This window comes from Massilia sp. Dwa41.01b, assembly GCF_014171775.1.
Taxonomy (GTDB): Bacteria; Pseudomonadota; Gammaproteobacteria; order Burkholderiales; family Burkholderiaceae_D; genus Telluria.
In genome coordinates, this window is record NZ_CP050454.1 from 4,237,755 (window position 1) to 4,258,231 (window position 20,477).

The 20,477-nt window shown below is 65.7% G+C and carries 21 protein-coding genes, 1 tRNA gene and 2 pseudogenes; 14 read left to right on the plus strand and 10 right to left on the minus strand.

Annotated elements, in window-relative coordinates; all coding sequences use genetic code 11:
* Positions 1-29 precede the first annotated feature (29 nt).
* From lspA to G4G28_RS19520, 7 genes and pseudogenes are all read left to right on the plus strand, one after another.
* On the plus strand, positions 30-548 hold the full coding sequence (gene lspA / locus G4G28_RS19490; protein ID WP_182989552.1) for a signal peptidase II: 519 nt from the start codon (positions 30-32) through the stop codon (positions 546-548).
* Between the two features lie 37 nt (positions 549-585).
* A pseudogene (gene coaBC, locus G4G28_RS19495) lies at positions 586-1,805 on the plus strand (bifunctional phosphopantothenoylcysteine decarboxylase/phosphopantothenate--cysteine ligase CoaBC).
* Between the two features lie 19 nt (positions 1,806-1,824).
* On the plus strand, positions 1,825-2,274 hold the full coding sequence (dut, locus tag G4G28_RS19500; RefSeq protein WP_182989553.1) for a dUTP diphosphatase: 450 nt from the start codon (positions 1,825-1,827) through the stop codon (positions 2,272-2,274).
* Between the two features lie 157 nt (positions 2,275-2,431).
* A complete protein-coding gene (locus tag G4G28_RS19505) occupies positions 2,432-3,514 on the plus strand; it encodes a M48 family metallopeptidase (RefSeq protein WP_183107734.1) in 1,083 nt (360 codons plus the stop codon).
* Positions 3,515-3,651: 137 nt separating this feature from the next.
* Positions 3,652-4,661, plus strand: a pseudogene (locus G4G28_RS19510) (XdhC family protein).
* A 90-nt stretch (positions 4,662-4,751) separates the two neighbouring features.
* Positions 4,752-5,645, plus strand: coding sequence for a DMT family transporter (locus G4G28_RS19515; protein ID WP_183107735.1), 894 nt, complete (start codon positions 4,752-4,754; stop codon positions 5,643-5,645).
* 4 nt (positions 5,646-5,649) lie between these two features.
* Complete coding sequence (locus tag G4G28_RS19520) at positions 5,650-6,537, plus strand: DNA-3-methyladenine glycosylase 2 (RefSeq protein ID WP_183107736.1); 888 nt, start codon at positions 5,650-5,652, stop codon at positions 6,535-6,537.
* A 55-nt stretch (positions 6,538-6,592) separates the two neighbouring features.
* On the opposite strand, the gene G4G28_RS19525 is transcribed toward G4G28_RS19520, so the two are convergent.
* Complete coding sequence (locus G4G28_RS19525; protein WP_182989556.1) at positions 6,593-7,006, minus strand: T6SS immunity protein Tdi1 domain-containing protein; 414 nt, start codon at positions 7,004-7,006, stop codon at positions 6,593-6,595.
* Positions 7,007-7,024: 18 nt separating this feature from the next.
* Between G4G28_RS19525 and G4G28_RS19530 the strand changes: the two genes are divergently transcribed.
* The gene (locus tag G4G28_RS19530; RefSeq protein ID WP_182989557.1) at positions 7,025-7,279 is read left to right on the plus strand and encodes a hypothetical protein; all 255 of its coding nucleotides are present in this window, start codon (positions 7,025-7,027) and stop codon (positions 7,277-7,279) included.
* On the opposite strand, the gene G4G28_RS19535 is transcribed toward G4G28_RS19530, so the two are convergent.
* A tRNA-Met gene (locus G4G28_RS19535) sits at positions 7,250-7,326 on the minus strand. The two genes, G4G28_RS19530 and G4G28_RS19535, sit on opposite strands and share 30 nt — an antisense overlap.
* A 174-nt stretch (positions 7,327-7,500) precedes the next feature.
* On the opposite strand from G4G28_RS19535, the gene G4G28_RS19540 reads away from it, so the two are divergent.
* The 5 genes from G4G28_RS19540 (at position 7,501) to G4G28_RS19560 (ending at position 11,787) form a co-directional block, all read left to right on the plus strand.
* On the plus strand, positions 7,501-8,091 hold the full coding sequence (locus G4G28_RS19540) for an NUDIX hydrolase (protein WP_182989558.1): 591 nt from the start codon (positions 7,501-7,503) through the stop codon (positions 8,089-8,091).
* A 15-nt stretch (positions 8,092-8,106) separates the two neighbouring features.
* Positions 8,107-8,829, plus strand: a complete 723-nt coding sequence (gene aat, locus G4G28_RS19545) for a leucyl/phenylalanyl-tRNA--protein transferase (protein ID WP_182989559.1) — start codon at positions 8,107-8,109, stop codon at positions 8,827-8,829.
* Between the two features lie 70 nt (positions 8,830-8,899).
* Complete coding sequence (locus tag G4G28_RS19550; RefSeq protein WP_182989560.1) at positions 8,900-9,628, plus strand: arginyltransferase; 729 nt, start codon at positions 8,900-8,902, stop codon at positions 9,626-9,628.
* 60 nt (positions 9,629-9,688) lie between these two features.
* Complete coding sequence (locus G4G28_RS19555) at positions 9,689-10,729, plus strand: quinone-dependent dihydroorotate dehydrogenase (protein WP_183107737.1); 1,041 nt, start codon at positions 9,689-9,691, stop codon at positions 10,727-10,729.
* A gap of 11 nt (positions 10,730-10,740) precedes the next feature.
* Positions 10,741-11,787, plus strand: a complete 1,047-nt coding sequence (locus tag G4G28_RS19560) for an aldo/keto reductase (protein WP_182989562.1) — start codon at positions 10,741-10,743, stop codon at positions 11,785-11,787.
* A gap of 148 nt (positions 11,788-11,935) precedes the next feature.
* Here G4G28_RS19560 and G4G28_RS19565 read toward each other — a convergent pair whose 3' ends face one another.
* The 7 genes from G4G28_RS19565 to G4G28_RS19595 form a co-directional block, all read right to left on the minus strand.
* Positions 11,936-12,874 carry a CysB family HTH-type transcriptional regulator gene (locus G4G28_RS19565; RefSeq protein ID WP_182989563.1) on the minus strand — a complete coding sequence of 313 codons (939 nt, stop codon included), beginning with the start codon at positions 12,872-12,874 and terminating at the stop codon, positions 11,936-11,938.
* Positions 12,871-13,944: a sulfate/molybdate ABC transporter ATP-binding protein gene (locus G4G28_RS19570; protein WP_183107738.1), complete on the minus strand. Its 1,074-nt coding sequence runs from the start codon at positions 13,942-13,944 to the stop codon at positions 12,871-12,873. The genes G4G28_RS19565 and G4G28_RS19570 overlap by 4 nt, the downstream gene beginning before the upstream one ends.
* The gene (gene cysW / locus G4G28_RS19575; protein ID WP_182989564.1) at positions 13,941-14,861 is read right to left on the minus strand and encodes a sulfate ABC transporter permease subunit CysW; all 921 of its coding nucleotides are present in this window, start codon (positions 14,859-14,861) and stop codon (positions 13,941-13,943) included. Before cysW ends, G4G28_RS19570 begins: the two co-directional genes overlap by 4 nt.
* Positions 14,858-15,700: a sulfate ABC transporter permease subunit CysT gene (gene cysT / locus G4G28_RS19580; protein WP_182989565.1), complete on the minus strand. Its 843-nt coding sequence runs from the start codon at positions 15,698-15,700 to the stop codon at positions 14,858-14,860. Before cysT ends, cysW begins: the two co-directional genes overlap by 4 nt.
* A gap of 123 nt (positions 15,701-15,823) precedes the next feature.
* The gene (locus G4G28_RS19585; RefSeq protein WP_182989566.1) at positions 15,824-16,597 is read right to left on the minus strand and encodes a sulfite exporter TauE/SafE family protein; all 774 of its coding nucleotides are present in this window, start codon (positions 16,595-16,597) and stop codon (positions 15,824-15,826) included.
* Between the two features lie 467 nt (positions 16,598-17,064).
* A complete protein-coding gene (locus G4G28_RS19590) occupies positions 17,065-17,703 on the minus strand; it encodes a peroxiredoxin (RefSeq protein WP_182989567.1) in 639 nt (212 codons plus the stop codon).
* Positions 17,704-17,811: 108 nt separating this feature from the next.
* Positions 17,812-18,198: a diacylglycerol kinase gene (locus G4G28_RS19595; RefSeq protein ID WP_182989568.1), complete on the minus strand. Its 387-nt coding sequence runs from the start codon at positions 18,196-18,198 to the stop codon at positions 17,812-17,814.
* Between the two features lie 166 nt (positions 18,199-18,364).
* On the opposite strand from G4G28_RS19595, the gene G4G28_RS19600 reads away from it, so the two are divergent.
* On the plus strand, positions 18,365-19,150 hold the full coding sequence (locus G4G28_RS19600) for an IclR family transcriptional regulator (RefSeq protein WP_182989569.1): 786 nt from the start codon (positions 18,365-18,367) through the stop codon (positions 19,148-19,150).
* A 61-nt stretch (positions 19,151-19,211) separates the two neighbouring features.
* Here the strand turns inward: G4G28_RS19600 and G4G28_RS19605 are convergent, their stop codons facing one another.
* Positions 19,212-20,408: a serine hydrolase gene (locus tag G4G28_RS19605; RefSeq protein WP_182989570.1), complete on the minus strand. Its 1,197-nt coding sequence runs from the start codon at positions 20,406-20,408 to the stop codon at positions 19,212-19,214.
* Positions 20,409-20,477 lie beyond the last annotated feature (69 nt).

Consider the following 20,477-nt stretch of genomic DNA (forward strand, 5'->3'; position numbering starts at 1 on the left):
CGGTTTTTCACATCCGATCCTGACATCTTATGGCAACCAAGAAAAAACCGCTCGTTTCCAAAGTTCACAGCTCCGGCGCCGGCATGGGCCCCTGGCTGGGCATCGCCTTCCTCGTCGTCCTGTTCGACCAGCTGACCAAGATCACCGTCTCGAAACTTTTTCACTACGGCGAAACCCTGCCCGTCACGGGCTTCTTCAACCTGGTACTGGTGTACAACCCGGGCGCGGCCTTTTCCTTCCTCGGCAACCAGGGCGGCTGGCAGCGCTGGTTCTTCACCGCGATCGCCCTCGGCGCGATCGGCTTCATCCTGTACCTGCTCAAGCGCCACGCCGGCCAGCGCATGTTCTGCTGGGCCCTGGCCCTGATCCTGGGCGGCGCCGCCGGCAACGTCATCGACCGCGTCGCCTATGGCCACGTGATCGACTTCCTCGATTTCTACTGGCGTGGCTGGGGCCACTTCCCCGCCTTTAACGTCGCCGACATCGGCATTTCGGTCGGGGCCTTCCTGTTCATCCTCGACGAACTGCGGCGCGTCAATAAACACTGAGCAAGCACCGAGCAAACACCCATAAAGGAAGATGCACATGGACCTGCAGGGAAAGAAAATCGTCCTCGGCCTGTCCGGGGGCGTGGCCTGCTACAAGGCGGCCGAACTGTGCCGCGCGCTGATCAAGCAGGGCGCGCACGTGCAGGTCGTCATGACCGAGGCGGCCACCCATTTCATCGGCACCGTCACCATGCAGGCGCTGTCGGGCAACACGGTCTGGACCGACCAGTGGGACCCGCGCATGCCGAACAACATGGCGCACATCGACCTCACCCGCGGCGCCGATGCCGTGCTGGTCGCCCCCTGCTCGGCCGACTTCATCCGTAAACTCGCGCACGGCGCCTGCGACGATTTACTGTCGACCCTGTGCCTGGCGCGCCCGCACGGCGTGCCGTTGCTGGTTGCGCCGGCAATGAATGTCGAGATGTGGCAGAACCCGGCGACCCAGCGCAATGTCGCCACCTTGCGGGAAGACGGCGTCACGCTGTTCGGCCCGGCAGCGGGCGAACAGGCCTGCGGCGAAACGGGTCTCGGGCGCATGCTCGAGCCCGAGCAGCTGCTGGAAGAAGTCGTCGCCGCCTTCCAGCACAAGATCCTGGCGGGCAAGCGCGTGCTGGTCACGGCCGGGCCGACCTTCGAGGCGATCGATCCCGTGCGCGGCATCACCAATCTGTCCTCGGGCAAGATGGGCTATGCGGTCGCCCGCGCCGCGCGCGAAGCCGGCGCCGAGGTCACGCTGGTCTCCGGCCCTACCGCACTGGCCACCCCTACGGCGTGCGCCGCATCGACGTGCTCTCGGCCGCGCAGATGCACGACGCCGTCATGGCCCAGGTCGAAGGCCAGCACGTCTTCATCGGCGTGGCCGCCGTGGCCGACTGGCGCGTGGCCAATGCCAGCGAACAGAAACTGAAAAAGCAGGAAGGTGGCGGCGCGCCCCAGCTCGAGTTCGCGCAGAACCCGGACATCCTCGCGGCCGTCGCCGCCACCACCTCGCTGTCGGGCTGGCCCTACTGCGTCGGATTTGCCGCCGAATCGGAAAACCTGGTCGCCTACGGTGCGGCCAAGCGCGAGCGCAAGGGCATTCCTCTGCTGGTGGGCAACATCGGCCACCACACTTTCGGCCAGGACGACAATTCCATCGTCCTGTTCGACGAGAACGGCCACACCGTGCTGCCGCGCGCCGACAAGCAGACGCTGGCGCGCCAGCTGGTCTCCGAAATCGGCAAGCGCCTCGAGCAGCGCTCCCTCCTTACCTGAAACAGACAACGTATTACGCATGAACACCATCGACGTCAAAATCCTCGACCCGCGCATGAAAGACCTGCTGCCGGCCTACGCTACCCCCGGCAGCGCCGGCCTCGACCTGCGCGCCTGCATCGACGCCCCGCTCGTGCTCGAACCGGGCCAGACCGTGCTGGTACCCACCGGGCTGGCCATCCACGTGGCCGATCCGGGTTATGCCGCCATGATCCTGCCGCGTTCTGGACTCGGCCATAAGAACGGCATCGTTCTGGGCAATCTGGTAGGCTTGATCGACTCCGACTACCAGGGCCAGCTCATGGTATCGACCTGGAACCGCGGCCACGCCGCCTTCACGCTGCAGCCGCTCGACCGGCTGGCGCAGCTCGTGATCGTGCCGGTACTGCAGGTTGGCTTCAATGTCGTCGAAGAGTTTGCATCGAGCGAACGGGGTGCCGGAGGATTCGGCAGTACCGGAAAACAATAACAAACCAGAGCGCCCCGTATCGGCTTGTCGGTCCTGGCGCATCGTCGAAAACAGTACCCTGGTACGGCGTCCGGTACGGCGCCCGGTACGGCGTCCGGTACGGCGCGACGATGCCATGCCGGATCAGGCAGGTGCGGCGCGCTAGAAGAGGAGGATCATGATCCGCATTCATCGCCTGCGCCCGGTTGCGCTGGCCATTTCGATTGCCCTGCTGCTGACCGCCTGCGGCACCCAGCCCACGGTTTCCCAGGGCGGCCTGCCGAGTGCCGGACCGCAAACGCCGCCGAGCACGCAACTGTCGCCGCAAATGGCGGCCGCCGCCGACACGCTCACCAAGATGGCGGCCATGCAGGACCGCCTGTACCGCGTGGCGGCGCCCCTGCTGATCGACAACGCCGAACTCTGCCCGAAGCACGCGCGCAACCTGCTCGGCTTTACGGCAAAGAACCGCCACTACTACCCCGGCATGTACAACGAGGCCGCGCACGTGGCCTTCGGCATGGATGAACGGCTGCAGGTGACCGGCGTGCTGGCCGGCAGCGGCGCAGCCAAGGCCGGCCTGCGCCTGGGCGACGACCTCGTCGCCGCCGGCGGCAAGCCATTGCCGACGGGCGCGAGCGCGCCGAACACGGTCGGCGCCATCTTCGGCTCCCTGGTCGCCTCGCAGCCGTCCCTGCCGCTTACCATCGAGCGCGACGGCCGCCCGCGCGACCTGACCATTCCCGTTACGCGCGCCTGCGGTTTCGGCATCGAACTGGGCAATGGCGACAACGTGAACGCCTATGCCGACGGCAGCCGCATCATGGTCACGCGCGGCATGCTCGGCTTCACCAAAAGCGACGACGAACTGGCCTATGTGCTGGCACGCACGATGGCGCACAACATCCTCGGCCACCCGGCCGCGCTGCGCAACAAGGCCACGCTCGACAGCGTGATCGACAACCTGACGCGCATGAGCCCGGATATGGCGATGCTCAACGGCAGCGCGGGCATCAAGGCGGCCCCGGCGAATATCGACGCCGCCGCCGACCGCCTCGCCGTCTTCCTGCTGGCACGCGCCGACTACAACTACGAAGGCGCGCCGGCGTTCTGGAAGCGCTTCGCCGCAGCTTACCCGGCCAGCGTCGCCAACGGCTTTACCGCCAACCACCCGGCCACCGCGGCACGCCTGACGGCGATCGAGCTGGCGGTGGAGGACGTGAAGACGAAGAAGGCGGGCAAGAAGCCGTTGACGCCGTAACGTGGCGCCCGGGTGCAGGGTGGGCACGGCATTGAAGCCCCCGGCTTCAATGCCGTGCCCACCCTACGCCCAACGCCCGCCCCGCTTTTTTTGTATCATTGTCACCCCTCACCCAGCAGCGCCCCGCCGCCCGCCTCATGGACAGCCTCGACCTCGACGTACTCAAGACCGCAGCAAGCTGGATCGACGCTGGGCACCGCTGCGAACTCGTCACCGTCGTCAAGACCTGGGGCTCGAGCCCGCGGCCGATCGGGGCCATGCTGGCGCTGCGCGACGACGGCCGCGTGGTCGGCTCGGTGTCCGGCGGCTGTATCGAGGACGATCTGATCGAGAACGTGCGAGAGGGAGGCATCGCACTGGATGCGCGCCCGCGCATCCTCAGCTACGGCATCAGCGCCGACGACGCCCACCGCTTCGGCCTGCCCTGCGGCGGCACCATCGAGCTGGCGCTCGAGCCGCTCAGCCCGGCCAGCGGACTGCGCGCGCTCCTGCAGCGCCTGGAAGCCGGCGAGTTGCTGGAACGCCGCCTCGACCTCGATAGCGGCGCCGTCACCCTGGCTCCCGCGCCGCCCGGCGCCGTGCTGCGCGTCGACGGCGATAGCCTGGTCACCGTGCACGGCCCGCGCTGGCGCCTGTTCATCATCGGCGCCGGTCCGCTGTCGCGCTTCCTGGCCCGGTGGCGCAGGCCATGGACTACCGCGTCGTCGTCTGCGATCCGCGCGAGGACTACACCGCCGGCTGGGACCTGCCTGGCGTCGAACTGAGCCACACGATGCCCGACGACCTGGTGCTGGAGGCGAAGCTCGATGCGCGCAGCGCCGTCGTCGCCCTCACCCACGACCCGAAACTGGACGACCTGGCGCTGATGGAAGCGCTGAAGTCGAATGCCTTCTATGTCGGGGCGATCGGCTCGCGCCTGAACAACGCGCGGCGGCGCGAGCGCCTGAAACTCTTCGACCTCTCCGACGCCGAGCTCGACCGCCTGCACGGGCCGATCGGCCTGTACATCGGCAGCAAGACACCGGCTGAAATCGGCATCGCGATCCTGGCCGAGATGACCGCCGTGCGCAATGGCGTGCCGCCCGCCATGCTGGTGCCGCACGCGGCGGCGCCGCAAGCGGCGGGCAGCGAGGTCTGCGCGCGGTGACCTCAGGTGCAATAGCAATAGCAATAGCAAAAACGGGAAGCGCGATCGCGCGCCCTCTGCCACCATGCGCCTTCGCCCTCCTCTCTACCCATGAATACAGCCAATTTCCTGCGTCTCTTGCTGCTGGCCGCCATCTGGGGCGGCTCCTTCCTCTTCATGCGCATCGGCGCCCCCGTGCTCGGCCCGGCGGTGCTGATCGAATACCGCGTGCTGTTCGCGGCGCTGTTCCCGGCAGCCGTCGGCCTGGTGCTGCGGCGCCGCCTCGACCTGCGCGCCAACTGGAAGCATTACCTGATCCCGGGCTTCTTCAACTCGGCCCTGCCCTTCCTGCTGTTTGCCTATGGCGCACGCACCTTGACGGCATCCGTGCTGTCGGTACTGAACGCGACGGCGCCGATGTGGGGCGCGCTGATCGGGGCGCTGTGGGCGCGCCAGCCGATCACGCTGCGCACCGGCCTTGGCCTGCTGCTGGGCACGGCGGGGGTGGCGCTGCTGGTCGGCTTCGACGATGTGTCCAGCCGCCCCGGCGCGGCCATCGCCCCGGTGGCGGCGCTGGCCGCGGCGCTGTGCTACAGCATCGCCAGCCTGTATGCGAAATCGGCGAAAAGCGTCGAACCCTTCGCCAATGCCCACGGCACCATGTGGGCGGCAACCCTGTTCGTGTTGCCCGCCCTGCCCTTCTTTCCCGCGCCCGCCAGTCCCACGCCCGGCGTCTGGGCGGCGGTGCTGGTCCTGGGCGTGCTGTGCAGCGGCATCGCCTACCTGATCTACTTCCGCCTGATCGCCGAGGTAGGGCCGACCTCGGCACTGACGGTAACTTTCCTGAACCCGTTGTTCGGCATCCTCTGGGGCGCGCTCTTCCTGCACGAGACGGTGGGCTGGCATACGCTGGCCGGCTCGGCCATCGTGCTGGTCGGCACTGCGCTGGTGACGGGTTTTGTTCCGCGCTTCGGTGGCGCGCCGGCGAGCGCCGCCGGCAAATGACACGATGACCGAGGGGCTGACCCTGGCCTTGCCGCCGGGCTACCGCAGCGCCGACGTGCTGGCCTTCCACGCGCGCGACGCCGAAGGCCTGGCCGAACGGGTCGAAGGCAGCCGCCTGCGCAAGGCGGTGCTGCTGGGCGGCGTGCCGCTGCTCTTCGACCTCACGCTGGAGCCGACCCGGGCACTGTGCCGCATCGACGCCGACGCGCCATTGGACACGCACACGCGGGCGCGGGCGCACGCGGCCCCGGACAGCATCCTGGCGCTGCGCATCGACCCGGCACCGTTTGCAGAGGCGACGCGCGACGACCCCGTGTTCGGCCCACTGGTCGCGCGCTCCCCTAGCCTGCGCATCGTGCAGTCGGCCAGCGTCTTCGAGGCCCTGACCTGGGCGATCATCGGCCAGCAGATCAACCTGCCCTTCGCGATCAGCCTGCGCCGCAGCTTCATCGCGCAGGCCGGACGCCCGCACAGCAGCGGCCTGGTCTGCTATCCGGAGGCGGCCGATGTGGCGCGTCTCGACCTCGAGACGCTGACTACCCGCAAATTTTCGCGTGCAAAGGCCGAGACGCTGCTGCGCGTGGCGCGCATGGTCGACGCCGGCGAACTGCGCCTCGACCTGAACGACGATGCGGAACACGCGGGCGCGGCCCTGCTCGCCATCAAGGGCATCGGCCCCTGGACCGTCAACTACACGCTGCTGCGCGGCTATGGCTATGCCGACTGCTCGCTCGAAGGCGACGTGGCCGTGCGCGGAGCGCTGGGGCGCCTGCTGGGCGAGGCCGGCAAGCCGGACCAGGCACGCACCCAGGCCTGGCTGGCCGCCTATCGTCCGCATCGGACGATGGCGGCAGCCTACCTGTGGGCCAGCCTCAGCGCACCGCCTGGCTGAACGAACCGGGCAAGGCGAAGAAAGCCCAAGCTGGCATCGTCACAAAACAGTCGCGTCAACGCCAGCGCGGCACTCCCTCGAGCTGCTGCGCCCCCTCCCCGGCAAACCGTATCAGCTCGGACAGGGGAACCGTGGCAAGGTTTTCGCTGCCGTAATGCCCGCCAAGCGGGCTGGGAATCTTGAGGCAGTAGCGGCGGTCGTCGGTGAGCGGGCCGAGCGTGGACTCGGCGAGGTCGACCAGCTCGGGCATGTACCACTCGTTCAGGAAATCCTGGTTATAGGACAGTGCATCGAGCGCGGCGCGGTCCTGCGCGACGGGCTCGCAGCAGAGGTCTTGCGGACGCAGCCGCCAGTAGCTGCCGTCGGCGTCGCGGATGATCAGGTTACCGAAGGCATTGGCACCCAATACTTCGACGGCGCTGAGCCCTACCCAACCCCAGGCTTCGTTGATGTCGTCAACAGTAATCATGGTCTAACCCAAGGATCGATGTTCATCGAAGGGCGCGGAAACGCCGGTCCAGCCCATGAGGGGGACGACAGCCGCGCCGTGTTCCTGTTCGACCGGAGAGGAAGGGATGAGTGCGGCAAACAGCGTCTTCCCTTGATATTGGTCGAGTCCGCCAGGGAACGCCGCACACGGCCAGGCGCGCAAGGGATGGCGAAAACAAAAAAGCCGCTGAATCGGCAAGGATTCAACGGCTTTCGGAAATTCTGGTTGCGGGGACAGGATTTGAACCTGTGACCTTCGGGTTATGAGCCCGACGAGCTGCCAGACTGCTCCACCCCGCGTCTGATGAAATGAATTATACGCGCCTTCGGCCGTTTAAGCAAATCAATGCTCCCCCGATGTGCGATTGCAGCACAATGCTGCGACGGCAAGCATCCCGCCCGCGGCTGCGCGGCTGCGGCACAGCCGGGCCAATCGGGTGTAAAGTAGTCATACATTCATTCCTGTCATCCCCTATGAAATTCTGTTCCGAGTGCGGCCATCCGGTCGCGCTGGCCATCCCCGAAGGCGACAACCGGCCGCGCCATGTGTGCACGCAGTGCGGCACGATCCACTACCAGAACCCGAAAATGGTGCTCGGTTCCATCCCCGTGTGGGAGAAGGATGGCGAGCTGCAGGTGCTGCTGTGCCGGCGCGCCATCGAACCGCGCCATGGCTACTGGACGCTGCCTGCCGGCTTCATGGAAAACGGCGAAACCACGTCGGAGGCGGCAGTCCGCGAAACCGAGGAGGAAGCCGGCGCCAACATCGCAATCGGCAAGCTGTTCAGCGTGCTGAACGTCGCGCACGTGCACCAGGTACACATGTTCTACCTGGCGCGCCTGCTCGACCTGGATTTCGCACCCGGCATCGAAAGCCTGGAAGTGCAGTTGTTCACGGAAGCCGAGATCCCCTGGGATGACCTGGCCTTCCCCACCATCCGCACGACGCTGGAACTGTTCTTTGCCGACCGCGTCAAAATCCGGGAGGGTGGCCGCGACGCGGATTATGGCGTGCACAGCCATGACATCGTCCGCCCGATGATTGCTCCACGTGAACCCGACTGAAGGGGCGAGGCTGCCATGATTCCCTGGCTCGACGCGCATACGCCCTTCCCCGACGTGTCCGAGGCCCTCACCATGGACGCGCCGGGCCTGCTCGCAGCCGGCGCCGACCTTTCTCCCCAGCGGCTGCTGCTGGCCTACCAGAACGGCATCTTCCCCTGGTTCTCCGAAGGCCAGCCCATCCTCTGGTGGAGCACCGATCCGCGCATGGTGCTCTATACGGGCGAGTTCAAGGTCAGCGACAGCCTGAAGAAAACCCTGCGCCGCGTCGAGCGCAGCCGCACCGAGGGTGGCCGCTGGCAAGTCCGCTTCGACAGCGATTTCGAGGCCGTCATGCGTGCCTGCGCCGCGCCGCGCAAGGACGGTCCCGGCACCTGGATTTCCGACGACATCATTGTCGGCTATACCGGCCTGCATGCGATGGGCTACGCGCACTCGTCCGAAGTCTGGCTCGATGGCGAGCTGGTCGGCGGGGCCTATGGCGTGTGCATCGGCCGCATGTTCTACGGCGAGTCGATGTTTGCGCGCGTGTCCGACGCTTCGAAGGTCGCGCTGGCCTACCTGGTCGCCTTCCTGCGCCGCAACGGCGTGCGCATGGTCGACTGCCAGCAGGAGACCGGCCACCTCGCCTCGCTCGGCGCCGCGCCGATTCCGCGCAGCGTGTTCCTGCAGCACTTGCGTGCAGCCATACGCGAACCGGCGATCGGGCGCTGGGAAGTGCAGCCTCCGTTGGATGCTTAGTTGGGTACATAACCGTGCGCGCCCTCCGCTTTCGCTAGAATAGGTTCATCACGTCGCCCGAGAGACCTGCATGACGCACCTTAATGACCTGCCCTTCTCGACGCTGCAGTTCTATACGACCGCTCCGTATCCGTGCAGCTACCTCGACGCGCGGCAGGCACGCTCGCAGGTGGCAACGCCTTCGCACCTGATCAACGCGGACGTGTACTCCGAGCTCGTCAAGAACGGCTTCCGCCGCAGCGGCATTTTTACCTATCGCCCCTACTGCGACGGCTGCCAGGCCTGCATCCCGGTGCGCGTGCGCTGCAGCGAGTTCGCGCCCAGCCGCACCCAGCGCCGCGCCTGGAAGCGCCACGGCGACCTGACGGCGATGGTCGCGAACCTGTCGTTCTCGGACGAACACTACGCGCTCTACCTGCGCTACCAGACCACGCGCCACGTCGGCGGCGGCATGGACCAGGACAGCCGCGACCAGTACGCGCAATTCCTGCTGCAAAGCCGGGTCAACACGCGCCTGGTCGAATTCCGCGAGCCCGACGGCACGCTGCGCATGGTGTCGATCATCGACGTGCTCTCCGACGGGCTGTCCTCGGTCTACACCTTCTTCGATCCGGACGTCGCCGGTGCTTCCTTCGGCACCTACAACGTCATGTGGCAGGTCGAGCAGGCGCGCGAACTGGGGCTGCCGTATGTCTACCTCGGCTACTGGATCGAGCAGAGCCCGAAGATGGCCTACAAGATCAATTTCCGGCCGCTGGAAGCGCGGATCAATGGGGTGTGGGATATTCTCGACCGCTGAAGCCCTGACCTTGGGGTGGGCGCACGGTACAATTGCCGCGATCCCATTTTCGAGTGCTCCATGTCCGACAAGCTCCTGTACTCCCTCGCCCGCCCGCTGCTGTTCACGCTGCCCGCCGAAACCGCGCACAACCTGACACTCCCTGCCCTGCGCCGCGCTGCCGAACGCGGCCTGACCGGCAAGCTGTTCGCCCAACCGGCACCCGACCCGCGCACCGTGATGGGCATCGTGTTCCCGAACCCGGTCGGCCTGGCTGCCGGCCTCGACAAGGACGGCGCCTACATCGACGGCCTGGTCGCGCTCGGCTTCGGCTCGATCGAGATCGGTACCGTCACCCCGCGTGCCCAGGCCGGCAACCCGAAGCCGCGCATGTTCCGCGTGCCCGCCGCGCAAGGCATCATCAACCGCATGGGCTTCAACAACGGCGGCGTCGACGCCTTTGTCGCCAACGTCCAGGCCTCGCGCTTCTACCAGGAAAAGCAGGGCGTGCTCGGCCTGAACATCGGCAAGAACGCCGACACGCCGATCGAGCGCGCAGCCGACGACTATCTGCACTGCCTGCGCAAGGTCTACCCGTACGCGAGCTATGTCACGGTGAACATCTCATCGCCGAACACGAAGAACCTGCGCCAGCTGCAGGGCGCATCCGAACTCGATGCCCTGCTGTCGCAACTGAAGGCTGAACAAACCCGCCTGGCCGACGAGACTGGCCGCTACGTGCCGCTCACCCTGAAGATCGCCCCCGACATCGACATCGAGCAGATCCAGGATATCGCCGGCGCCCTGCTGCGCCACAAGATCGACGGCGTCATCGCCACCAATACCACCCTCAGCCGCAACCACGTCGCCCACCTGCGCCACGGCAGGCAGGCCGGCGGCCTGTCCGGCGCACCGGTATTCGACCTGTCGAACATCGTCGTGCGCGCCATGAAGAAGGAACTGGGCGAAGCGATCCCGATCATCGGCGTCGGCGGCATCCTGTCGGGCGCGAACGCGAAGGAAAAGATGGCGGCCGGTGCGCAGCTGGTGCAGCTGTATAGCGGCCTGATCTATCGCGGCCCGGCGCTCGTGCGCGAGTGCGCCGACGCGCTGCGCGCCTGAAGGAGACGAGCATGGAGTGCAAGCGGCTCGGCAGGTCGAACCTGGAAGTCTCCCCCATCTGCCTCGGCACGATGACCTTCGGCGAGCAGAACACGGAGGTTGACGCGCACAGCCAGCTCGACTACGCCGTCGAGCGCGGCATCAACTTCATCGATACCGCCGAGATGTACCCGGTGATGGCCAGCGCACGCACGCAGGGATCGACCGAGCGCTACATCGGCAGCTGGTTGAAGCGCCGCGGCCGGCGCGACGAGCTCGTCATCGCCTCGAAAATCGCCGGCCCGAACGCCAGCATGGGATGGATCCGCGGCGCGTCGCACGACCTGGACGCGGCCAATGTGCGCGCGGCGGTGGAGACCAGCCTGCAGCGCCTGCAGACCGACTACATCGACCTGTACCAGATTCATTGGCCGAGCCGCAACCTGCCTATCTTCGGCGCCAACAGTTTCAATCCAAAACGCGAACGTTCAAGCGTGCCGATCGAGGAGACGCTGGGCGCGCTGGGCGACCTGGTCCAGGCAGGCAAGATCCGCGCGATTGGGGTCTCGAACGAGAGCAACTGGGGCGTGTGCGAGTACGTGAAGCTGGCCGAAACAAAGGGCCTGCCGCGCATCGCCACCATCCAGAACCTGTACAACCTGACAGCGCGCGCATTCGAGACGACGCTGCTGGACGAGACCTGTTTCCGCGAAGAGGTCAGCCTGCTGGCCTACAGCCCGCTCGCCTTTGGCCAGCTGACAGCGAAATACCTGGACAACCCGACAGCGCATGGCCGCCTGACCATCTTCCCCGCCAACTGGAGCCCGCGCTACGTACGGGCCACGGTGCTGGCGGCAACCGCCGAGTATGCGGCGCTGGCACGTGCCCATGGCTTGACGCCGGCGCAGATGGCGCTGGCCTGGTGTTATTCGCGCTGGTTCGTGGGCTCGACCATCATCGGGGCGACGACGCTTGAGCAATTAAAGGAAAACATCGACGCGGCATCGATCAGTTTGCCGGGCGAGGTGGTCGCGGCGATCGATGCGATTCACGCGCGCATCACGAATCCGGGGCAGTAGGGTGGGCGCCCCGTGCCCACGCGGAATGAGGAGTCACATCGCCCTCAATCCGATGTGTGCCAGTACATTGTCACGAAGGGGCACACGCCAACACGGCTCAAGCTTCCGCGTGGGCACAGGGCGCCCACCCTACTACGCCTGGCAATGATTACGCCGTCGCCTCTTCGGCCTGCAAGGTCCGCTCGATATCCGAGCGCGTAAACCCCGGCGCGAATCGTTCGATGAAGTGGTAGGCATAGGCCCGCAGATACGCGCCACGTCGCACCGCCAGGCGCGTCACGTTCGGCGCGAACAGGTGCGAGGCCTCGACCGCGCGTAACCCCTTGTCGCGTCCATGGTCGAAGGCCATCGACGCGACGATGCCGACGCCCATCCCCAGCGACACGTACTGCTTGATCACGTCGGAATCCATGGCGGTCAAGACCATGTCCGGCGCCAGGCCCGCCTTCGCAAAAGCCTCGTCGATATGGCTGCGGCCGGTGTAGCCGACGTCGTAGGTGATCAGGGGATGCGCCGCCAGGTCGTCCAGGGTCAGGGGCCGGTTCTTCATCAGCAGCGGATGGCCGTCGGGCGCCACCACCACGTGGCTCCAGCGGTAGCACGGGAAGGACACCAGATCCGGGAAGGTCGACAGGCCCTCGGTGGCGATGCCGATGTCGGCGCGGCCCGACAGCACCCATTCGGCGATGTGTTCGGGCGCGCTTTGCTGCAGGGCGATGCGCACGTTCGGAAAGGCCGCGCGGAAGGATTGCACCACCTGCGGCAGCGCGTAGCGCGCCTGGGTGTGGGTGACAGCCACCGTCAGCGTGCCGCTGTCCTGGGCCGCGTATTCCTGGCTGGCCTGCGACAGGTTTTCCGCTTCCACCAGTAGCCGCTCGACGATTTTGAGGATGCCCTTGCCCGGCCCGGTCAAACCGGTCAGGCGCTTGCCGTTGCGCTCGAAAATGACCACGCCCAGTTCGTCCTCGAGCTCGCGGATCTGGCGCGACACGCCCGGCTGCGAGGTGAACAGTGCGTTGGCCACATCGGTCAGATTGAAGTTGCGGCGCGCCGCTTCGCGCACGGAGCGCAGCTGCTGGAAGTTCATATGCCGCCTCCCGCGTCGACGAACACCTCGATGCGGCGCGGACGCACCAGCAGGGTCTCGCCCTCCTTCAGCCCCAGGCGGCCGAAGCGCTCGTTCGGAATGACCGCCTCGATCAGCTGCTGCGTGTCGAGCCGCTCCAGGTCGAGCTGGGCCAGCGGGCCGATCGCATGCGCGCGGCGCAGCTTGACGGCGATGCCCTCGCCGCCGGCCACGTAGCGTTCGACGTCGAGGTCGTGCGGCCGCACGTAGCCGATACCCTCGGCATTGTTCACGCCATTCAGGGCCGGTGCGTCGAAGAGCGCGTCGCCGCTGGCCAGCACGCCTTCGTGCACGCGGCCATGGAACAGGTTGACGTTGCCGAGGAAGCCGTAGACGAACGGCGAGGCCGGCGAGTTGTAGACGGTTTCCGGCGTGCCGAGCTGCTCGACCCGGCCCTTGTTCATCAGGACGACCTGGTCGGCCACTTCGAGCGCCTCTTCCTGGTCGTGGGTGACAAAGATGGACGTCACGTGCAGGTCGTCGTGCAGGCGGCGCAGCCAGCGGCGCAGTTCCTTGCGCACCTTGGCATCCAGGGCGCCGAAAGGTTCGTCCAGCAGCAGCACGCGCGGCTCCACGGCCAGGGCGCGGGCCAGGGCGATACGCTGGCGCTGGCCGCCGGACAGTTGCGGCGGGTAGCGGTCGGCGATCCAGTCGAGCTGCACCAGCTCCAGCAGCTGTTTCACTTTGTCGCGGATCTGGGCTTCGCTCGGGCGCTCGCGGCGCGGGCGCACGCGCAGGCCGAAGGCGACGTTCTCGAACACGGTCATGTGCTTGAACAGCGCGTAATGCTGGAATACGAAGCCGACCTGGCGCTCGCGCACGTGGCGGGTCGAGGCGTTTTCGCCGTCGAGCAGCACGGCGCCCGAGTCCGGATGCTCCAGGCCGGCGATGATGCGCAGCAGGGTCGTCTTGCCGCAGCCCGAGGGGCCGAGCAAGGCTGTCAGCTGGCCGTCGGGGAATTGCAGCGAGACGTTGTCGAGGGCCGTGAACTGGCCGAACTGCTTGCGGATGTGTTGGACTTCGATCGTCATTGCAGGCGCTCCGTGGTACCGGCGTCGGCACGCATCGACAGGTGCAGACGCCATTCGATAAAGGACTTGATGGCCAGCGTCACCAGCGCGAGCAGCGCCAGCAAGGATGCGATCGCGAACGCGGCCGTGAAGTTGTATTCGTTGTAGAGGATTTCCACCTGCAGCGGCATGGTGTTGGTTTCGCCGCGGATGTGGCCCGAGACCACCGACACCGCGCCGAACTCGCCCATGGCGCGGGCGTTACACAGGATCACGCCGTAGAGCAGGCCCCACTTGATGTTCGGCAGCGTCACGCGCCAGAAGGTCTGCCAGCCGGAGGCGCCCAGCACCAGCGCCGCCTCTTCTTCCTCGGTGCCCTGCTGTTGCATCAGGGGAATCAGTTCGCGCGCGACGAACGGGAAGGTGATGAAGACGGTCGCCAGCACGATGCCGGGCACGGCGAACAGGATCTTGATGTCGTGGTCCATCAGCCACTGGCCGAACCAGCCCTGGGCGCCGAACAGCAGCACGTAGATCAGGCCGGCAATCACGGGCGAGACCGAGAACGGCAGGTCGATCAGGGTCAGCAGCACGCTTTTTCCCCGGAAGTCGAACTTGGCGATGGCCCAGGCCGCGGCCACCCCGAACACCAGGTTCAGGGGCACGGCGATGCCGGCCGCGATCAAGGTCAGCTTGATCGCGGACAGGGCATCCGGGTCGAGGATGGATTCGACATAGGTGCCCCAGCCGCGCTTGAGGGCTTCGGTGAACACGGCGACCAGGGGCACGAACAGGAACAGGGTCAGGAACACGAGCGCGATGGCGATGAGCGCATAGCGCACCCAGTTCGGCTCGAACACATTGTTTTTCACGGGACGCGGCGCAGCCTGCGTGACCGCGTTTGGCTTGTCCAGGGGTTTGTTCAGTACGGCGCTCATTTCTTGCCCGCCCGTTTGCGGGTCCATGCCTGCAGCAGATTGATGGTGAGGAGCAGGATGAACGAGACGACCAGCATCACCACGGCAATTGCAGTGGCGCCGGCATAGTCGTACTGCTCCAGCTTGGTGATGATGAAGAGCGGCGTGATCTCGGACACCATCGGCAGGTTGCCGGCGATGAAAATCACGGAACCGTATTCGCCGGTGGCGCGGGCAAAGGCCAGCGCGAAGCCGGTCAGCAGGGCCGGCAGGATCGAAGGCAGGATCACGCGGATGAAGGTTTGCAGCGGGCTCGCGCCCAGGCTGGCGGCCGCTTCCTCGAGTTCGCGCTCGGCCTCTTCCAGCACCGGCTGCACGGTACGCACGACGAAGGGCAGGCCGATGAAGGTCAGCGCGACCACCACGCCGAGCGGGGTGAAGGCGACCTTGATGCCAAACTGCTCGAGGTATTTGCCGATCCAGCCATTGTTCGAATACAGGGCGGTCAGGGTGATGCCGGCCACCGCGGTGGGCAGCGCGAACGGCAGGTCGACCAGCGCGTCGACGAAGCGCTTGCCAGGAAAGCGGTAGCGCACCAGTACCCAGGCGACGATGCCGCCGAAGACGACGTTCAGGCTGGCGGCGATCAGCGAGGCGCCGAAGCTGAGCTTGTACGAGGCGATGACGCGCTCGGACGTGACGGCGCTCCAGAACGCTTCCCAACTCATGGTGAAGGTTTTCAGGAACACGGCCGACAGCGGGATCAGGACGATCAGCGCCAGGTAAAAAATCGTGAACCCGAGCGATAGCCCGAAGCCGGGGAGGACCCGGCCCGGGGCACGCGGCTGCAGGAAGTTCATGGAGGCCTTATTACAAATTCTTCTATTGGGCTGTAATAATCTCACTTCAACTTCATAACGCAAACGAACCAATCTTCATTTGCATAGACAGATAGGCTATTAGTGGCCGAGCCCGTCCCAGCTTCAGTAGACGAGCTTGAAAGCCACGCCGGTCAGCGTCAGCGCCAGCAGCGCGCGCAGGAAGCGTTCCGGCACCTTGCGCGCCAGCATCGAGCCCAGCGTGATGCCGGGCAGCGAGCCGATCAAGAGGGTCAGTAGCAGCATCCAGTCGATCGAGCCCAGCCACCAGTGGCCGAAGGCGGCAATCGCAGTCAATGGCACGGCGTAGGCGATGTCGGTGCCGGCCACTTCGGCGGGCGTCAGTTTCGGGTACAACAGCACGAGCAGGGTCGCGCCAACGGCGCCGGCGCCGATCGAGGAGATCGTCACCAGGGTACCGAGCAAAGCGCCTGCCCCAATGGTGGCCAGGTGCAGCGCCCTGCCCTGCAGCTGGCGCCCGGGCTGGGCGTTCACCCAGGCCACCATGCGGCGCCGGAACAGCAGCGCCACCACGGTCAGCATGACGGACACGGCAATGGAATAGCGGATCAGCTGGCCGATCTCGGCCTGCACGGTGCCGTAGCGGCTGAGCAGCAAAGTAGCGACCAGCGCGGCCGGCAGCGCGCCCAGGCAGAGGCGGCGCACGATGGCCCAGTTGACGGTGCGATTGAAACGGTGGGTAACGGTGCCCGCGCTCTTGGTAATGGAGGCAAAGGCGAGGTCGGTGCCGACGGCAACCGTGGGCGACACGCCGAACAGCAGGGTCAGGAGCGGCGTCATCAGCGAACCGCCACCCACGCCGGTCATGCCGACCAGCAAGCCGACCGCGAAGCCAGCGGCAATATAGGTCATCAACATGCCCCAAGGGTAAGCCGGGGCAAGCGTGGGACAAAGGATGGCTTTCTTATTTGCTTATGCGTGCGGTGAGCTTGGGGTGACGCTTGGCGTTGATCGATATGCGCAGAACGGACGAGAATCGTAGGGTGGAGTCCTGACTCCACGCTGCCTGAGCGCCCGCTATCACGTAACTTGGCTGTTGCGCTGGCGGGCCGACTTGCGACAAGCTTATCGAAGTGCCGCCGTTCGACCGCGTGGAGTCAGGACTCCACCCTACGCCCTATGCGGGTTTCGCAGGGTGGGCACTCCGTGCCCACGCGGGATCATCGGTTGATCAGTTGCGGCTCAGGCCTGGCTGATGCACGTGATGCGAAGCGCGACGGTACGACCAAGTCGCATATGAGCAAGTGATGATACAGCGTGGGCACGGAGTGCCCACCCTACGTCCTTCGGCATGCATCGGGAGACGCATGCCGGCGCGGTTCCTGTTATTTGTTCGGCTGCGGCGTCAAACGCAGGTAAGGCCGCGGTGCCGTGAAGCCCTTCGGATACTTTTCAGCCAGCACAGCCGGATCCTGCACGGTCAGCGGGATGATGACGTCGTCGCCATCCTTCCAGTTACCGGGCGTGGCTACCGTGTAGCCGTCGGTCAGTTGCAAGGCGTCGATCACGCGCAGGACTTCGTCGAAGTTGCGGCCGGTGCTCATCGGGTAGGTGATGGTCAGGCGGATCTTCTTTTTCGGGTCGATCACGAACAGCGAGCGCACCGTCGCGGTGGCCGACTGTTCCGGGTGGATCATGTCGTACAGCGTAGACACGGTCTTGTCGGCGTCGGCGATGATCGGGAAGCCGACCACGGTCTGCTGGGTTTCCTCGATGTCGCGGATCCAGTTGCGGTGCTGTTCGGCCGGGTCGACCGACAGCGCGATCGCCTTGACGTTGCGCTTGCCGAATTCCGGCTTCAGCTTCGCAGTCAGGCCCAGTTCGGTCGTGCAGACCGGCGTGAAGTCGGCCGGGTGCGAGAACAGCACCACCCAGGAATCGCCCGCCCACTCATGGAAGCGGATGGGGCCGATGCTGGAATCCTGTTCGAAATCGGGTGCGGTGTCGCCGAGGCGTAGCGTCATGTTTTTCTCCATTAGGTTTGGACAAGACCGCAGCGCCCTCCCGGCGCCGCGTGGTCGTCGCCTATTGTGGAGCATTTTCGGCAAGCTTGCCGGCGTGTCTATGGGAGCTCAAGCAAACCTGTTGTAGAGCACCGTGCCCCAGGTGGCTGCGGCCAGCAGGACCGTCAGGCCAACGGCGGCGCTACCGAAGTCCTTGGCATTCTTCGAGAGCGGGTGGCGCTCGAGCGAAATACGGTCGACCACGGCCTCGAAGGCGGAGTTGATCAGTTCGACGATCAGTACCAGCAGCAGCACGCCGATGAGCACCAGGCGCTGGAAGCCCGATACCGGCAGCACGAAGGCGAAAATCACGCCGAGCACGAACACGAGCAGCTCCTGGCGGAAGGCATGTTCGATCTTCCAGGCCGTGACCAGCCCCTGGACGGTGTAACTGGAGGCTTTCAGGATGCGCTTGAAACCGCTTGTACTCTTGAATTCGCTGGTTTGATGTTCCATTTATATTTCCGACAAGACATGCAGAGCTGTCATTATGCCCGTTCCAGGCAGTCGCGGGCAGCTGTCGATAAAGGAAAATGTTAGACGAACGACACTAGCAAATTCTCTGCCGTTTTTCGCATTATGGTATAAAGTACAGACGATACCGCACTGCACCAACCACATCATGAAAATCGAAACACTTGAACCGCCCAAGACATCGATCCAGGTGATTGAACGCATGGTCGCCCTGCTCGATGCACTCGCCACCTATCCCGACCCGGTCAGCCTGAAGGAATTGTCGAAGGTCTCGGGCCTGCACCCTTCCACCGCCCACCGCATCCTCAACGACATGGTCGTCACCCGTTTCGTCGACCGCGTCGAGCCCGGCACCTACCGCCTGGGCATGCGTTTGCTGGAACTGGGCAATGTCGTGAAAAGCCGGTTGTCGGTGCGCGAAGCGGCGCTCGACTTCATGCGTGCCCTGCACAAGAAGACGCAGCAGACCGTGAACCTGTCAGTGCGCCAGGGCGACGAGATCGTCTACATCGACCGCGCCTTCTCCGAGCGCTCGGGCATGCAGGTGGTGCGCGCGATCGGCGGACGCGGACCGCTGCACCTGACGTCCACCGGCAAACTCTTCCTTTCGGTGGACGAGCCGAAGGCGATCCGCGCCTACGCCACCCGTACCGGCCTGGCCGGCCACAACAAGAATTCGATCACCGATCTTGCCAAGCTCGAGCGCGAACTGAGCCTGGTGCGCGCACGCGGCTATGCGCGCGACAACGAGGAACTCGAACTGGGCGTGCGCTGCATGGCCGCCGGCATCTACGACGACAGCGGCAAGCTGGTGGCCGGTTTGTCGATCTCGGCGCCGGCCGACCGCCTGCAGGAAGACTGGCTCGACGACCTGGTGCAGACAGCCGGGCAGATTTCGTCGACGCTGGGTTTCCGGCCCGTCTCGGTAGCGTGATCGCTGCCTGAACAAAAAAACGGCGCCCGCGGGCGCCGTTGTCGTTTTCATGCCTTGCGGCCTAGCGCTTCTGCAACACCGTTGCCGCAGACACGGCGGAGAAGGTGGTGGGCGTTGGGCTGGCCGCGCTGGCCGGGCTTGCCGTCGGGACGGTGATACTGTCGGGCGTGAGTGCTTCCAGCCAGCGCCGCATGCGGCCGGCGTCGGCGGTACGCGACATCTTCCCTTTCGAATCGAGGAAGACCATGATCACGTTGCGGCCCTGGATCATCGCCTGCATCACCAGGCAACGCCCCGCTTCGTTGATGAAACCGGTTTTCTGCAAGCCGATGTTCCAGTCAGGCAGCGCCACCAGGTAGTTCGTATTGTTGTAGCGCATCGGCCGGCCGCTGGCCTCGACCACCCAGTTCGGGTCGGTCGAATACTGGCGCAGCAGCGGCTTCTGGTGCGCGTAGGCCACCAGCTTGGCCAGGTCGCGCGCGCTCGACACGTTCTGGCTCGACAGGCCGCTGGAGTCGACGTAACGGGTGTCGTTCATGCCCAACTCCTTTGCCTTGGCATTCATCGCCGCGACAAAGGCGTTGATGCCGCCTGGATAGTTGCGCCCGAGCGCCGCGGCCGCGCGGTTCTCCGAGCTCATCAGGGCGATATGCAGCAGGTTGTTGCGGGTCATGCGCGCGCCGACGGGCAGGCGCGAGCTGCTGTACTTGTGGCGGTCGACGTCGTCGTTGGTGATGGTCAGCGTCTCGTTCAGGTTCTGGCCCGCTTCGACGACGACGAGACCCGTCATCAGCTTGGTGATCGAGGCGATCGGCAGCGGCACGTTGGCATTCTTTTCGAACAGCACCTGCGAACTGTTCTGGTCTAGCACGAAGGCGACATTCGAGCGCAGCGACAAGGGATCGCGCGTCTGGTTCAGGCCGGCCATGTCGCCCGCCGTGCGCATCGCCGGGATCGCGGCCACGGCCGGTGCCGCGCGCCGCACGACCTGGTAAGTGACGCGGCGCTTGCCACGCACGGTCTCGACCCGGCGCACCATGCGCTGGCGGTTGTCGCTGGCAATGGCCTGGGCTGTCTCGGCCTGGCGCTTGCCCTTGCGCGCGCGCGGCTGGGCGACGCGCTTCTTCACAAGCTTTTTCTTCGCAGCGGGACGTTTTGTCGCCGAGCTGGCCTGGGCACCCGCCCCGGCTGCCGTGGCCGTGACGGGTTCGGCCAGCAGGCACAGCGATACGAGGGCGGTCAACAGGAACTTCAACATGGTCTTTCCTTCTGACGCGATTCGGGTAATACGGATGAGGTAATACGGGTGAGCCGAGACGATGCGCTC

What these genes read in the sequence shown, in the direction of transcription:
- G4G28_RS19585 (WP_182989566.1), bottom strand. Translation starts at nt 16,597, where the DNA reads ATGTTGATGACCTATATTGCCGCTGGCTTCGCGGTCGGCTTGCTGGTC.
- G4G28_RS19605 (WP_182989570.1), bottom strand. Translation starts at nt 20,408, where the DNA reads ATGTTGAAGTTCCTGTTGACCGCCCTCGTATCGCTGTGCCTGCTGGCC.
- G4G28_RS19530 (WP_182989557.1), top strand. Translation starts at nt 7,025, where the DNA reads ATGTTCATCGAAGGGCGCGGAAACGCCGGTCCAGCCCATGAGGGGGAC.
- dut (WP_182989553.1), top strand. Translation starts at nt 1,825, where the DNA reads ATGAACACCATCGACGTCAAAATCCTCGACCCGCGCATGAAAGACCTG.
- G4G28_RS19515 (WP_183107735.1), top strand. Translation starts at nt 4,752, where the DNA reads ATGAATACAGCCAATTTCCTGCGTCTCTTGCTGCTGGCCGCCATCTGG.
- G4G28_RS19550 (WP_182989560.1), top strand. Translation starts at nt 8,900, where the DNA reads ATGACGCACCTTAATGACCTGCCCTTCTCGACGCTGCAGTTCTATACG.
- cysT (WP_182989565.1), bottom strand. Translation starts at nt 15,700, where the DNA reads ATGAACTTCCTGCAGCCGCGTGCCCCGGGCCGGGTCCTCCCCGGCTTC.
- G4G28_RS19555 (WP_183107737.1), top strand. Translation starts at nt 9,689, where the DNA reads ATGTCCGACAAGCTCCTGTACTCCCTCGCCCGCCCGCTGCTGTTCACG.
- G4G28_RS19505 (WP_183107734.1), top strand. Translation starts at nt 2,432, where the DNA reads ATGATCCGCATTCATCGCCTGCGCCCGGTTGCGCTGGCCATTTCGATT.
- lspA (WP_182989552.1), top strand. Translation starts at nt 30, where the DNA reads ATGGCAACCAAGAAAAAACCGCTCGTTTCCAAAGTTCACAGCTCCGGC.
- G4G28_RS19590 (WP_182989567.1), bottom strand. Translation starts at nt 17,703, where the DNA reads ATGACGCTACGCCTCGGCGACACCGCACCCGATTTCGAACAGGATTCC.
- G4G28_RS19570 (WP_183107738.1), bottom strand. Translation starts at nt 13,944, where the DNA reads ATGACGATCGAAGTCCAACACATCCGCAAGCAGTTCGGCCAGTTCACG.
- G4G28_RS19525 (WP_182989556.1), bottom strand. Translation starts at nt 7,006, where the DNA reads ATGATTACTGTTGACGACATCAACGAAGCCTGGGGTTGGGTAGGGCTC.
- aat (WP_182989559.1), top strand. Translation starts at nt 8,107, where the DNA reads ATGATTCCCTGGCTCGACGCGCATACGCCCTTCCCCGACGTGTCCGAG.
- G4G28_RS19560 (WP_182989562.1), top strand. Translation starts at nt 10,741, where the DNA reads ATGGAGTGCAAGCGGCTCGGCAGGTCGAACCTGGAAGTCTCCCCCATC.
- G4G28_RS19600 (WP_182989569.1), top strand. Translation starts at nt 18,365, where the DNA reads ATGAAAATCGAAACACTTGAACCGCCCAAGACATCGATCCAGGTGATT.
- cysW (WP_182989564.1), bottom strand. Translation starts at nt 14,861, where the DNA reads ATGAGCGCCGTACTGAACAAACCCCTGGACAAGCCAAACGCGGTCACG.
- G4G28_RS19540 (WP_182989558.1), top strand. Translation starts at nt 7,501, where the DNA reads ATGAAATTCTGTTCCGAGTGCGGCCATCCGGTCGCGCTGGCCATCCCC.
- G4G28_RS19565 (WP_182989563.1), bottom strand. Translation starts at nt 12,874, where the DNA reads ATGAACTTCCAGCAGCTGCGCTCCGTGCGCGAAGCGGCGCGCCGCAAC.
- G4G28_RS19595 (WP_182989568.1), bottom strand. Translation starts at nt 18,198, where the DNA reads ATGGAACATCAAACCAGCGAATTCAAGAGTACAAGCGGTTTCAAGCGC.
- G4G28_RS19520 (WP_183107736.1), top strand. Translation starts at nt 5,650, where the DNA reads ATGACCGAGGGGCTGACCCTGGCCTTGCCGCCGGGCTACCGCAGCGCC.